Source organism: Streptomyces racemochromogenes (genome assembly GCF_039535215.1).
Lineage (GTDB): Bacteria > Actinomycetota > Actinomycetes > Streptomycetales > Streptomycetaceae > Streptomyces > Streptomyces racemochromogenes.
Map to the genome: position 1 here is coordinate 6,123,064 of NZ_BAAAWT010000001.1, position 13,263 is coordinate 6,136,326.

A 13,263-nucleotide genomic window follows, 5' to 3' on the forward strand; every position below is an offset into this window, starting at 1 on the left:
ACACCCGTGCACAGCACCACCACCGGCACCCCCGGCACCCCCGGAACCTCCCGCACCGTCGACTCCCTCGCCGAGGCCGTCCTCGCCGGAGTCCACGGGCCGCTCCCCTCCGCGCTCACGGCCACCAGCGTCTTCTGGATCCACCACGGCACCCGGCTGGCCGGCGGCGACACCACCTACCTCAACCAGTACGTCCTCGTCCGCCTCGGCGCCTCCTTCGGCGGCTGTGCCTTCGAGGCCGGGCAGATCGACCCGGCGGTCTGCCGCGACCACTCCGGCGCCCCGCTCGACGTCCTGCTGCGCGAGGCCCCGCGTCTGCTGCGGATCGCCGCGCTCGACGCCTACCTCGGCGCCGTACGCCCGCACACCGCCGCCGCGGCCGCGGGCGAGGCCGAGCCCGTCGTCCTGCCCGCCGGCACCCCGGAGGTCCGGGCCCGGGCCCGGGACGCCGCCATCGCGGGGCTGCTCGGCATCGAGCGGGGCGCTTCGGTCGGCCTGATCGGCGTGGTCAACCCGCTGGTCGCGGCGATCCGCGAGCGCGGGGGCGAACCGCTGCCCTGCGACTTCAACCTGAAGACGACCCAGTGGGGCGACCCGGTCACCGACGACATGCACGAGGTGCTGGAGCGCGCCGACGCCGTCGTCGCCACCGGGATGACCCTCGGCAACGGCTCGTTCGACACCGTCCTGGAACGCTGCCGGGCCCGCGGCGTCCCGCTGGTCGTCTACGCGCAGAGCGGCAGCGCGGTGGCCCGCGCCTTCCTCGGGGCAGGGGTGACGGCCCTGTCCGCAGAACCGTTTCCCTTCTCGCAGTTCAGCGCCGGGGAGACCGTCCTGTACCGCTACCGGACGGGGGACCGCGCATGATCCCCGGCGCCCGCACCGCCCCCGCCCGCGCCGCCGCCCCCGGTGGTCCCCGCGCCGGCACCGGGCGCGCCCCCTGCCACCACGGCGAGATCCTCCAGGGCGTCTTCCTCGACGGCACCGGACGCCGCTGCGCGGGCCTGGTCACCCTCCCCCTGGCCGGCCCCGCCGGCCGCGCCCGCTTCCAGCCCCGGCCCGGCACCGGCCCCGAGGCGCTCGGCGTCGTGCCCGCGGGCCGGACCAAGGCCGCGCGGGCCGCCGCCCTCGCGGTCGCCGAGTGCGCGCGGCGCACCGGACGCCCGCCCTGCGGCGGTGAGCTGCGGCTCAGCGGGGGCGTCCCGGTGGGCCTGGGCATGGGCAGCTCCACCAGCGACGTGATCGCCGCCGTGCGCGCCGTCGCCGACGGGTACGGGCTGCGGCTGCCGCCCGACACGGTCGCCCGGCTGGCCGTCCGCGCCGAGACGGCCTGCGACCCGCTGATGCTGGACGGCCGGCCGGTGCTCTTCGCCCAGCGCGAGGGCCGCGTCCTGGAGGTCCTCGGCCCGGCCCTGCCGCCGCTGGTCGTGGTGGGCTGCCTCCTCGGCGGCGGCGCGCCCGTCGACACCCTGTCCCTGCCCGTACGCCCGCCCGCCGAGGCCGGCGCGGACGAGGTGCGGGCGTACGAGCGGCTGCGCGCCCTGCTGCGACGGGCGGTGGCCACGGGCGACGTCCGACTGCTCGGCGAGGTCGCCACCGCCAGCGCCCGGATCGGCCAGCGCGTGCTGGCCCACCCGGAGTTCGACGCCCTCACCGCCGTCGCCCGGCGGGTCGGGGCGGCGGGCGTGCAGATCGCGCACAGCGGGGCCGTGGCCGGCCTGCTGTTCGACCCGGCCGCGCCCGGCCTGCGCCGCCGCGTGCGCTCCTGCCTGCGCGCCCTGGACGCGCACGGCATCCCCGCCACCCGGACCTTCACCACCACCGAGGAGATCCCCCATGGACCAGCACATCGCGGAGGCGGTCGGCCGGCCCGACCTGGTACGGCTCGACGACCGGCTCGTCTGCCTGCGCTTTGAGACGATGAAGGCGGTCTCCGCCCTCGCGGCGGTGCGCCACCTGCTGGACACCGGCGCCGTGCGGCGCGGCGACACCCTGCTGGACAGCTCCAGCGGGATCTACGCGTACGCCCTCGCCCTGGCCTGCCACCGGTATGGCATGCGCTGCCACATCGTCGGCTCGACGACCGTGGACCGCACGCTCGGCGTCCAGCTCGCCGTGCTCGGCGCGACGCTGGAGCGGATGGAGCCGTGCGACGACCTCAAGCTCGACCAGAAGCGGCGGGTCGAGCGGATCCACGAGATCCTCGCCGAACACCCCGAGTACCACTGGATGCGCCAGTACCACGACGACGTCCACTACCTCGGCTACCGGGCCGTCGCCGACCGGATCCGCGGGGCGGTCGGCGACGGGCCCCTCACCCTCGTCGGCGGGGTCGGCTCGGGGGCCTCCACCGGCGCCCTCGCCCGCTACCTGCGCGCGGGGCCGGGCGGCAGCGCGGACGTGGAACTGGTCGGCGTACAGCCGTACGGCAGCGTCACCTTCGGCGCGGAGCACGTCGGCGACCCCGAGATCATCATCGCGGGCATCGGCAGCTCCATCCCCTTCGGCAACGTGGCCCACGAGCTGTACGACACCCTGCACTGGATCTCCTTCGACGCGGCCCTCGCCGGCGGGGTCGACCTGCTGCGTCGGCACGCCGTCTTCGCGGGGCTGTCCACCGGAGCCGGCTACCTGGCGGCCCGTCACGAACGCGGGCGCGCCCCGGAACGGACCGTCGTCTTCGTCGCGGCCGACACCGGGCACCGCTACGTGGACTCCGTCTACGCCCGCCACCGCGAGGCCGTCCCCGTCGACGGCCTCGTACCGCGCGAGGTCACCGCCACGGGCGAGCTGTGCCTGCCGTGGTCGCGCATGCGGTGGAACCGCCGGCCGGACCCGCGGGGGATCAGCGCGTGCCGGTCGCCCTCGCGGTAGGGGATCCCGCCGCGGCGCGCCGGCCCCGGGGGCGTACCGGCCGCCGTGGCGGGTAGGCGGTCGGCAGGAGCGGCTCGCACAGCGGGAGGACCCATGACCCGGAGCGTCCACGAGGTGATGACCTCGAACCCGGTGACCGTAGAGAAGCCGACCTCGCTGGCGGAAGCCGCGCGGGTGATGCGGGACGCGGACATCGGGGACGTCCTCGTCGTCGACGGGGGACGGCTCCTCGGCATCGTGACCGACCGGGACCTGGTCATCCGGGGCATGGCCGAGAACCGGGACCCGGCCGAGACGACCGTGCACGCCGTCTGCACCACCGACCCGCTCACCGTCCGGCCCGGCGACGACGTCCACCACGCCGTCGCCCTCATGCGCCGCAACGCGCTGCGCCGGCTGCCCGTGCAGACGGAGGAGGGCGAGCTGGTGGGCGTCGTCACCCTGGGCGACCTCGCCGTCGAGAGCGATCCCGGCTCCGCCCTCGCCGCCATCGCGGCCGCCGAACCCGGAAGCTGAGGCCCGCCATCCGCAGCGTAGCGAGGACGGCGCCGCCGTGAACGCGTCCATCCCCCTGGTCTCCGTACCGGACGGCGGGGTGCTGATCCCCGCCGACGAGGTCACCGGCCTGCTGCGGAACCTCGCGGGGGAGTGGCTGTACGTCGTCTACCACGGCGAGGTCCCGCTCGACCCGAAGACCACCCTCGGCCTGGCCGGCGTCCTGATGGCCTTCGCGGACCAGATCGACGTCGAGTGCATCGCCTACCTGCCGGCCCCCGAGGAGGACCCGGACCGGTGATCCCACGCCGTTCCCCGCGCCGAACCCCGTGGAACCCCTCCCGTGTTACTTCTCGGTAGGCAATGATGGCGGGCGACCACTCACAGGGCGGGGGCTGATCAGCGGTGACCACTTTCGATGACCGGACCAGGGTGCACGCGTTCCGGGACGACGCCCTGGGCGAGCACGACGCCGTCGGCCTCGCCGCGGCGATCCGCCGGGGAGAGGTCTCGGCCGCCGAGGCCGCCCGGGACGCGCGGGAACGGGTCCGCGCCGTCGAGGACCGGCTCCACGCGGTCCAGGCGTACGCGGACACCCCCGACCCCTCCCCGGCGGCGGCCGGCGCCTTCGCGGGCGTGCCCACCTTCGTCAAGGACAACACCGACTACCGGGGCCTGCCCACCGGCCACGGCAGCACCGCCTTCCGGCCCGGCCCGGCCCGCCGGCACGCGCCCTTCGCCCGGCAGCTGCTGAGCAGCGGCGTCACGGTGCTCGGCAAGACCCGGCTGCCCGAGTTCGGCTTCAGCCCGAGCACCGAGTACGAGGACGCCGAACCCGTCCGCAACCCCTGGCACACGGACCGCTCCGCCGGCGGCTCCTCGGGCGGCGCGGCGGCCCTCGTCGCCGCCGGAGCGGTGCCCCTCGCGCACGCCAACGACGGCGGCGGCTCGATCCGGATTCCCGCCGCCTGCTGCGGACTCGTCGGCCTCAAGCCGACCCGCGGCCGGGTCGTGCCGAACGACCAGAGCCGCAGGCTCCCGCTCGACCTGGTCTGCGACGGAGTCGTGAGCCGCTCCGTACGCGACGCCGCCGCCTTCCTCGCCGCCGCGGAGACGTACTGGCGCAACCCCGCGCTGCCGCCCGTCGGCCTGGCCGAGGGCCCCTCGGGGCAGAGGCTGCGCATCGGCTTCCTCGCGGACTCGCCGAACGGCGTCCGCTCCGACGACGCCACCCGGCAGGCCGTCGAACGGACGGCGGCCCTGCTCCAGGGGCTCGGGCACACCGTCGAGCCGGTGGAGATGGCCATCGACCCCGCCTTCACCGACGACTTCCTCACCTACTGGGGCATGCTGTCGTTCCTCATCGGCGTCACGGGCCGCACCCTCGGCCCGGACTTCGACCGCAACCGCATGGACGCCCTCAGCCGGGGGCTGCGCGAGACCTACCTGGAGAACTGGCGGCGCACCCCCGCGGTGCTGCGCAGGCTGCGGCGCACCAAGGAGGCCTACGCGGCCGCCTTCCGCGGGCTCGACCTCGTCCTCACCCCCGTGCTCGCCCACACCACCCCGCCGATCGGCCACCTCAGCCCGGCCGTTCCCTACCCGGCGCTGATCGAGCGGATCCTCGCCTACGTGGCCTTCACGCCGGTGGACAACGTCGTCGGCACCCCCTCGCTCTCACTCCCCGCGCCGGGCGGCACGCCGGATGGCCTGCCCGTGGGCGTCATGTTCTCCGCCCGCCCCGGCGCCGAACGCACCCTGCTGGAGATCGCCTTCCAACTGGAGGCGGAGCACCCCTTCCGGCGCATCCAGGACCGGTGACGCGAGGCCGATGTGCAGGGTCCCCGACCCGGCGGTAGCGTCGGTGGTGTGCGTTCCGTCCGCACCGCCGAGCTCGGGGCCGCCGGCCGAGGAGCGGGATCCGGTATGACGAAGCACACCCTCCACGCGGCGGCCGCCGCGGCCGCCCTCGCCTGTCTGCCGGCCCTCGGCCCGGCCCAGGGCACCACCGCCGGGGCGCCCGCGCAGCCCGCCGGGGCGGGCCGCCCGGCGGCGCCGTCCGCACGGTTCGTGCCCGGCCCCTGCCCGAAGACGCCCGAGCCGGTCGAGGCGCTGAGCACGGCACGCTGCGGGTACCTGGAGGTCCCCGAGAACCGGGCCCGCCCCGACGGCCGGACCATCAGGCTCGCCGTGGCGGTGATCAGGTCCGTCAGGGCGGACCCCGCCCCGGACCCGGTGGTGTTCATGGCGGGCGGCCCCGGCGCCGACACCTTCGACGACATCCCCTTCCTGATCGGATCCGGCCTCAACAAGGACCGCGAACTGATCGTCATGGCCCAGCGCGGCAACCTCCACGACCAGCCGAACCTGGCCTGCCCGGAGGTCGACCGGGCCAACGAGAAGACCGTCGCCTTCGGCTGGGACGCCCCGGAGGCCAGGCAGCTCCTGCTGAAGGCCTTCAAGGAGTGCCGGGAGCGCCTGACCGCCGACGGGACCGACCTGAGCGCCTACAACACCACCGAGAACGCCGCCGACTTCGCCGACCTGCGCACGGCCCTCGGCATCGCGCAGTGGAACGTCTACGGGTATTCGTACGGCAGCAACCTGGGCCTCACCTACCTGCGCCTGCACCCCGAGGGGATCCGGGCGCTGGCCGTCGACTCGCTCAGCCCCCCGCAGGTCACGATCCTGCCGTGGGGCTGGCGCAGCGCCCGCGAAGGCCTCGACGCCGTCCTCGGCGCCTGCGCGGCCCAGCCCGCCTGCAAAAGCCGCTACCCCGGCCTCGACGAGACCCTGGACGCACAGGTGGCCGAGCTGGAGGCGAACCCCCTGACGCTCGACGCCCGCCCGCCGGGCGAAGGGAAGCCGGTGAAGGTCGTCCTCGACGGCGGCACCCTCCTGAACACGATGGTCGGCTCCAACGTCAAGCCGGTGGACATCCCGGCAGCGCTGGAGGAACTGGGCCGCGGCGACCCGCGGCGCTTCGCGCAGGGCCGCGCCAAGGACTCGGTCCAGCCCACCGGTCTGGTCGCCCACGGCCTGACCCAGTCGGTGGCCTGCGCCGAGTGGGTCCCGGGCACCTCGGAGCCCGACGTCCTCGCCGCCGGACGCGAGGCCTTCCCCGGCTGGCCGCGGACGGTCCTCGCACAGACCCCGCAACTGCCCTTCGAGTACGAGGTGTGCAAGGTCTGGAACGTCGCGGACAACGCGGCCCGGCACCGGGTGGCCACCGTCAGTTCCGTCCCGGCCCTCGTCATCTCCGGGACGTTCGACATGAAGACCGGCGCGAGCTACGCGAAGGACGCCTCCCGCACCCTCTCCCGCTCCACCTCCGTACTGATCCCCGGGATCGGGCACTGGGTGGTCCCGCAGTCGAAGTGCGCGCAGCAGGTGCTGGCCTCGTTCCTCGCGCGTCCGGCCGCACCCGACACCGGATGCGTCGCCGGCCTCGCGCCGGCGCCGTTCACGATCACCCCGAAGTGACCGGGAGGGCAGATGCCTCTCAACCCCACGCCCCGTCGCCGGCGCACCGTGCGACGGCTCCCCGCCCGGTCGGCCGCCGTCGCGACCGGCGTCCTCGTCACGGGCCTGCTCACGGCGCCCGCCCAGGCGCGCCCGGGCGCCGAGGATCCGCCACCGGTCGGGACGGTCGCCCGGACCGTGGGCGACGCCCGCTTCGAACCGGGGCCCTGTCCCAGGACCGCCGACCCGGTCGCCGAACTCGACGGGGCGCGCTGCGGAACGCTCACCGTGCCCGAGAACCGCACCGAGCCGGACAGCCGCAAGATCACCCTCGGCGTCGCGGTCGTCCCGGCCAAGGCCGCCGAACCCCGCCCCGACCCGGTCGTGTGGCTCGCCGGCGGGCCCGGCGACGACGCCGTCGGAGAGGCCAGGATGGCGGTCGACGGCGGTCTCAACCGCGACCGCGACCTCATCCTCATGTCCCAGCGCGGAACGTACTCGGCCGACCCGGCACTCACCTGCCGCAACATCGACGAGTTCAACGCGCGTGCGACCGGCCTCGTCCACGACGCGCCGTCCACCGAGCGCGAGCACGTCGCGGCCACCAAGGCCTGCCGCGACCGGCTCGCCGCGACCGGGGCGGACCTGAGCGCCTACAACGACATCGAGAGCTCCGCCGACCTCGCGGACCTGCGCAAGACGCTCGGACTCGAGGAGTGGAACGTCTTCGGCATCTCCTACGGCACGCAACTGGCGCTCGTCTACATGCGCCTGCACCCCGAGGGCATCCGGTCCGTGGGCATCGACGGGGTCCTGCCGCCCTCCACCGGCGGCTCGGCCGTGACCTGGCAGGCGGCCAAAGAGGGCTTCGGCGGGCTGTTCAAGGTCTGCGCCGAACAGCCGGCCTGCAACAGCCGCTACCCCGACCTGGCCGGGACCTTCGAACGCCTCGTCCGCGAACTGGAGGCCAAGCCGGTCACCACCACCGTCACGCTCCCCGGCAGCGACAAGCGGGTGAAGGTCGTCCTGGACGGCAGCGCCCTGGTGAACTGGATGACCGCCGCCACCCACGTGGCCCCGCAGGTGCCGCTGGCACTCGAGGAACTGGCCAACGGCAAGCCCCAGCGGATCGCCGAGCAGTGGGCGAGCGGCAAGTACAGTCCCCAGGCCATCGGCCGCCTGTCACACGGGCTCGTGTACGGCGTCTTCTGCAGCGAGTGGACTCCCTTCGAGACCGAGGCGCAGGCGCTGCGCGCCGGTCAGCGGGCCTTCCCGTCCTTCCCCCGCCCGGTCCAGGCCCAGGCCCCCGGGCTCACCTTCCTGCGCCCTGACTGCGACGTCTGGAAGGTCCCCGCGGCACCCGCCTCCATCCGCGACGTCACGACGAGCGACATCCCCACCCTCGTCCTGTCGGGCGCCTTCGACGCCCAGACCGCGGCGAGCAACGGGGCGTACGTGGCCCGGACCCTGAGCAACGCCCACGTCTTCACGATCCCCTACGAACCCCACGTGGTCTTCGCGACGTCGAAGTGCGCCCAGGAGATCACCGTCTCCTTCTTCGACGACCCGGCCGCACCGCGGACGAAGTGCCTGGACGGGCTGAAGCCGCCCGCGTTCGAGACCGGCCCCTGACCGGCGCTCAGGCGGTGGGGTGCCATTCGGACAGGACGATGGTGGCGTCGTCGTAGAGCCGCTGGTCCTGGTAGGTGAGGACGTCCAGGACCAGGCGGCGCAGGGCCTCGGGGGCGGTGGCGCCCGAGGCCATGGAGCGGATCACGGTGTCGGCCAGCCGCTCCTCGCCGAACAGCTCGCCCTCGGCCGACCGCGCCTCGATGACACCGTCGCTATAGCACAGGACCCGGTCGCCGGGCTGGAGGCGCACCCGGTCCTGCCGGGGCGGCTCCTGGCCGTGGAACCCCAGGCCCCACGGCAGTTGGGCCGGGCGCTCCAGGAACTCGGGCAGGACGTGGCCGCCCCGGATCAGCAGGGGCGGCGGATGCCCGCAGTTGACCCAGGTGAACTCCCCGTGCTCGGTGTCGAGGTTGGCGAGGATCCCCGTCATCAGCCGGTCCGGGATCCACTGCTGGAGGGTGCGCTCGATGGTGACGGCGATGTCGGACAGCGTGCCGCCGGAGCGGCGGGTCGACCGGCACGCGGCCAGGCCGGCCGCGCTGGCGCCCCCGGAGGCCAGGTCGTGGCCCATGGCGTCCAGCAGGGTGACGTGCAGCAGGCCGTCGCCGAAGTTGTGGTCGAAGGCGTCCCCGCCGATGTCGTACGCCGGCTCCAGCACGGCCGTCGAGGTCGCCTGGCTGGTGCCGATCGTGCGCGGCGGCAGGAACCCCCACAGCAGCTCCGCCTGCAGGGTCACGGGCCGGCTGCGGACCCGTTCGACCAGGAGGTCGTTGTGGGTGGACTTGGAGACGACGATCAGCGCCGCCAGCCCGGCCAGGGCCCGGCAGGCCTCCCGCACGGACTCGTCCGTCACCGGCCCGGTGGCCCGCAGGACGCCGAGGCGCTCGACCCCGTCGATCACCGGCACCCAGGCGGTGGTGCCGTCCCGGGACACCTGGATGCGCTGGCTGCGGTAGGCCAGACCGGCCAGGGAACCGTCGACGTCGAGCCCCTCCGCCCGCCGGTCCGCCTCGGTCGCCTCGTCCGCGTCCGGCCGGGGGGCGGCGAGCTGGGGCAGTGCCAGCAGGCGGACCTGTTGCAGGTCGGCCAGGTACAGGCGGGTCCCGGCCAGGCCCAGCCGTCGGGCGGCCTGGTCGATCAGGGCCGGTATCTGGCGCGCCGACGCGTCGTGCGAGCGCTCCAGCACCCAGCCGAGGACGGGGCCCGTCAGGTCTTCTCGCCGATGCCTGTCCACGGAGCCGCGCCTACCCGCAGGGCCGTCGTCCATGTCGGTCGGTCCGGAGCGGGTGCCCGGGCCGGACCGGGTGCCCGCTCCGGCCCGGGCGCCCCGTCCGGACCGACAAAATGGTTTGAGCTCCGGCCGGCGTGCCGAGAGGATCGGGTGACACCGATGAGTTCTTCCCGCCGCCGCGGTCTGTCCTCGTGACCGGCCCCGTGCACAGGAAGCTCACCCGACGGAAGGCACCATGTCCGTACCCCCCGCACCGCCCGCCCACCCGCCCGCCCGCGTCACCGCCGTGCTGCGGGTCCTCGTGCTGTCCACGTTCGTCGTGTTCCTCAACGAGACGATCATGGTCAACGCCATCCCGAGGCTCATGCGCGAGTTCGAGGTCACCGCGGCGGCCGCCGGGTGGCTCTCCACGGCCTTCATGCTCACCATGGCCGTCGTCATCCCCGTGACGGGGTGGTTCCTCCAGCGCGTGACGACCCGGACCGCCTTCGGCCTCGCCATGACGCTGTTCCTCGTCGGCACGGCCCTGGCCGCGGCCGCGCCCGCCTTCCCCGTGCTGCTGGCCGCCCGCGTCATCCAGGCGAGCGGCACCGCCGTGATGATGCCGCTGCTCATGACGACCCTGATGACCCTCGTGCCGCCGCAGGACCGCGGCCGCGTCATGGGCAACATCACCCTCGTCATCTCCGTCGCGCCCGCCCTCGGCCCCGCCGTCTCCGGCGTGCTGCTCCAGCTGGGCAGCTGGCGCCTGCTGTTCCTGGCCGTGCTGCCCATCGCGGCGGCCATGGCCCTCTTCGGCCGGCGCACCCTGGTCAACATCGGCGAGCCGCAGGCCGGCCCGATCGACTGGCTGTCCGTCCCGCTGGCGGCGGCCGGTTTCGGCGCCCTGGTCTACGGGCTGAGCGAGCTCGGCGCCGGCGACGCCTCCCGGGCCCCCGTGTCCCCGGCGGTCACGACCGCGGTGGGCGCCGTGCTGGTGGCCCTGTTCGCCTGGCGGCAGCTGGCACTGCAGCGCTCCTCCACCCCGCTGCTGGACCTGCGCACCTTCACCTTCCGGCACTTCTCGGTGGCGCTCGCCCTGATGTGCCTGTCCTTCATGGGCCTCATGGGCGCGTTCATCCTCCTGCCGATCTACCTCCAGGAGGTGTGCGGCCTCACCTCGCTGCAGACCGGACTGCTCCTGATCCCCGGCGGTCTCACCATGGGCCTGCTCGGCCCGCAGGTCGGCAAGCTCTACGACCGGCTCGGCGCCCCGCGCCTGGTCGTACCCGGGGCCGTGCTCACGGCGGTCTGCCTCGCCCTGTTCGCCCTCACGGGCGAGGGAACCTCGCCGTGGCTGGTGCTCGCCCTGCACGTGGCCCTGAGCGCCGGCATGGCCTTCGTCTTCACCCCCGTCTTCACCTCGGGCCTGTCCGTCCTGCCGCCGCACCTCTACCCCCACGGCTCCGCCATCCTGGGCTCGCTCCAGCAGGTCTCCGCCGCCGCCGGCACCGCCCTGGTCATCAGCGTGATGACGGGACATGCCGCCTCGGCGGCAGCCGACGGCGCCGACGCCACCGGCGCGCTGGCGGCCGGTGTCCGGTGGGGCTTCGGCGTCGGTGCCGTGCTCGGCGCGCTGACCGTGCTGGTCGCGCTCCTGGTCCGCACCCCTCCCGTCCCGGAGCCGCCCGCCGTCCCGCAGCCCCAGGACGAGGGCGGCACCCCGACGGACAAGACCGCCGGGGCGCTCTAGGGCCTGTCCCCAGGACGCCCGCCGGGCACCTCGCGCGGGCCTGCCGTCGGCAGGTAGCGGGGGGCGCGGCGGGCGTCCAGGTGCCGCTCCACCGACGCGCCCAGCGACAGCAGCCCGGCGTCCTGCCGGTCCCCGGCCATCAGGAGCAGGCCGACCGGCAGCTCGCCGACGAAACCGGCGGGCACGGACAACGAGGGGTAGCCGGCGACGGCGGCCGGGGTGGACGACGGGATCACGTCGTTGTCGCCCCGCGCGCAGTCCGTCGTCCAGGCGGGCGGGTTCGCCGGGGCGGCGATGGCGTTCAGGGCGTGGGCCGCCATGGTCTCGTCGACGGACCGCCGCGACAGGTCCTTCAGCTCCGCCCGCATCGCCCGGTAGCCGGGGTCCGTCGTCGGCGGGGCGGCCAGGGCCTGCTCGAACAGCTCCTGGCCGGCGAAGCAGGTCCGTTCGGCCGGGTGCGCCCGGTTGAACGCGATCAGCCCCGCGAGGTCGCGCGGCCCGCCGCGGGAGGCGAGGTAGGCGTCGAGGTCCCGGTGGAACTCGCTCAGCAGGGCCGGGAACTCCAGCTCCGCGAGCCGCTCCTGGTACGGCGGGGTCACCTCGACGACCTCCGCGCCGGCGGTACGCAGCCGCTCCGCGGTCCGGGTCATCAGGGCGTCCACCTCCGCTCCGAGCGAGGGGAGCCGCCACAGACCGATCCGCTTGCCGCGCAGACCGCCGGTGCGCGGGTCCTGCGCCCCCGTGAGGCCGAAGGCGCCGTCGGCGCCCGCCGCGCCGTGGCCGCTGAGCACCGAGAACGCGATGGCGGTGTCGACGACGCTGCGCGCCATCGGACCGACCGTGTCCTGCTCGGCGGAGATCGGCACGACGCCGGCCCCGCTGACCAGCCCGAGGCTGGGCTTGTGGCCGACGACCCCGTTCATCCCGGCCGGGCACACGATGGAGCCGTCCGTCTCGGTGCCGACCGCCACCTGGGCCAGCGACGCGGCGACCGCGGCGGCCGAGCCCGCCGAGGACCCGCACGGGTTGCGGTCCAGGACGTACGGGTTGTGCGTCTGGCCGCCCACCGCCGACCAGCCGGACGTGGGCTTCGCCGCACGGAAGTTGGCCCACTCCGACATGTTGGCCTTGCCGAGGACCACCGCGCCCGCCGCGCGCAGCCTCCCGACCAGCTCCGCGTCCCTGGCCGGCGGGCTTCCGGCGAGCGCCAGCGAGCCGGCCGTGGTCGGCATGTCGCGCGTGTCCACGTTGTCCTTCAGCAGCACGGGGATGCCGTCGAGCGGTCCCCGCGCCCTTCCCAGGCGGCGGCGGGCATCACTGGCTGCCGCCTCCCGCAGGGCCGACGGGCTGGTGCGCAGCACCGCGTTGATCTTCGGGTCGACGTCCCTGATCCGCCGGAGGTACGCCCGGGTCAGCTCCGTGGAGGTCAGGGACCCGCGCTCCATGCGCGCCCGCAACTCGGGGATCGTCGCCGAGTCCAGGTCGAGGCCGTGCAGGAGCACCGACTCGGCGCCGGCCGCGGCCCCGGACTCGGCGGCCACCGCGCGCTGCCCCCCACCACCCGCGGCCAGGAGCGGCGCCAAGGCCAGGGCCGCGGTCAGTGCCGCGACGCTTCTCGTCTTCATGGGGGACAGCCCACTGCACGGCGAACACCCGGCACAAGGGACTTATGCGCCTCTTCGGCTTCTGGAGCGGTCCCGCGCACGCGCCGGGCCGGGGCCGGTGGCGGGGCCACCGGCCCCGGCCCTCCGGGGGTGCGGGCCCGCTACATCGGCTCGGGGAAGATGTCGCTGATGCTCCAGGCGACGCTGAAGCAGGGCGGGAGGGACTGGGCCTC

Annotated in this window: 11 protein-coding genes; 9 read left to right on the forward strand and 2 right to left on the reverse strand. The window is 74.9% G+C overall.

All coding sequences use genetic code 11. The annotated features are described in order from the left end of the window. Positions 1-6 precede the first annotated feature (6 nt). From ABD973_RS28185 to ABD973_RS28220, 8 genes are all read left to right on the forward strand, one after another. Positions 7-867 carry a Rossmann-like domain-containing protein gene (locus ABD973_RS28185; RefSeq protein WP_345502754.1) on the forward strand — a complete coding sequence of 287 codons (861 nt, stop codon included), beginning with the start codon at positions 7-9 and terminating at the stop codon, positions 865-867. Next, positions 864-1,916, forward strand: coding sequence for a GHMP family kinase ATP-binding protein (locus tag ABD973_RS28190; protein ID WP_125820350.1), 1,053 nt, complete (start codon positions 864-866; stop codon positions 1,914-1,916). The genes ABD973_RS28185 and ABD973_RS28190 overlap by 4 nt, the downstream gene beginning before the upstream one ends. Further along, positions 1,837-2,874 (forward strand): pyridoxal-phosphate dependent enzyme, encoded by a 1,038-nt coding sequence (locus ABD973_RS28195; protein ID WP_125820349.1) that lies wholly within the window; start codon positions 1,837-1,839, stop codon positions 2,872-2,874. The genes ABD973_RS28190 and ABD973_RS28195 overlap by 80 nt, the downstream gene beginning before the upstream one ends. Positions 2,875-2,967: 93 nt before the next feature. Beyond that, positions 2,968-3,390, forward strand: coding sequence for a CBS domain-containing protein (locus tag ABD973_RS28200; RefSeq protein WP_125820348.1), 423 nt, complete (start codon positions 2,968-2,970; stop codon positions 3,388-3,390). A gap of 37 nt (positions 3,391-3,427) precedes the next feature. Then, positions 3,428-3,670, forward strand: coding sequence for a DUF6213 family protein (locus tag ABD973_RS28205; protein WP_125601454.1), 243 nt, complete (start codon positions 3,428-3,430; stop codon positions 3,668-3,670). A gap of 104 nt (positions 3,671-3,774) precedes the next feature. Next, positions 3,775-5,190 carry an amidase gene (locus tag ABD973_RS28210; protein WP_125820347.1) on the forward strand — a complete coding sequence of 472 codons (1,416 nt, stop codon included), beginning with the start codon at positions 3,775-3,777 and terminating at the stop codon, positions 5,188-5,190. 105 nt (positions 5,191-5,295) lie between these two features. Next, positions 5,296-6,852, forward strand: coding sequence for an alpha/beta fold hydrolase (locus ABD973_RS28215; protein ID WP_345502759.1), 1,557 nt, complete (start codon positions 5,296-5,298; stop codon positions 6,850-6,852). A gap of 12 nt (positions 6,853-6,864) precedes the next feature. After that, complete coding sequence (locus ABD973_RS28220) at positions 6,865-8,463, forward strand: alpha/beta fold hydrolase (protein WP_345502761.1); 1,599 nt, start codon at positions 6,865-6,867, stop codon at positions 8,461-8,463. A 7-nt stretch (positions 8,464-8,470) separates the two neighbouring features. Here the strand turns inward: ABD973_RS28220 and ABD973_RS28225 are convergent, their stop codons facing one another. After that, the gene (locus tag ABD973_RS28225; RefSeq protein WP_241253161.1) at positions 8,471-9,697 is read right to left on the reverse strand and encodes a PP2C family protein-serine/threonine phosphatase; all 1,227 of its coding nucleotides are present in this window, start codon (positions 9,695-9,697) and stop codon (positions 8,471-8,473) included. Positions 9,698-9,929: 232 nt separating this feature from the next. Between ABD973_RS28225 and ABD973_RS28230 the strand changes: the two genes are divergently transcribed. Next, complete coding sequence (locus ABD973_RS28230) at positions 9,930-11,426, forward strand: DHA2 family efflux MFS transporter permease subunit (protein WP_125820343.1); 1,497 nt, start codon at positions 9,930-9,932, stop codon at positions 11,424-11,426. On the opposite strand, the gene ABD973_RS28235 is transcribed toward ABD973_RS28230, so the two are convergent. Beyond that, a complete protein-coding gene (locus ABD973_RS28235; protein ID WP_345502764.1) occupies positions 11,423-13,051 on the reverse strand; it encodes an amidase family protein in 1,629 nt (542 codons plus the stop codon). The two genes, ABD973_RS28230 and ABD973_RS28235, sit on opposite strands and share 4 nt — an antisense overlap. Between the last annotated feature and the right edge of the window lie 212 nt (positions 13,052-13,263).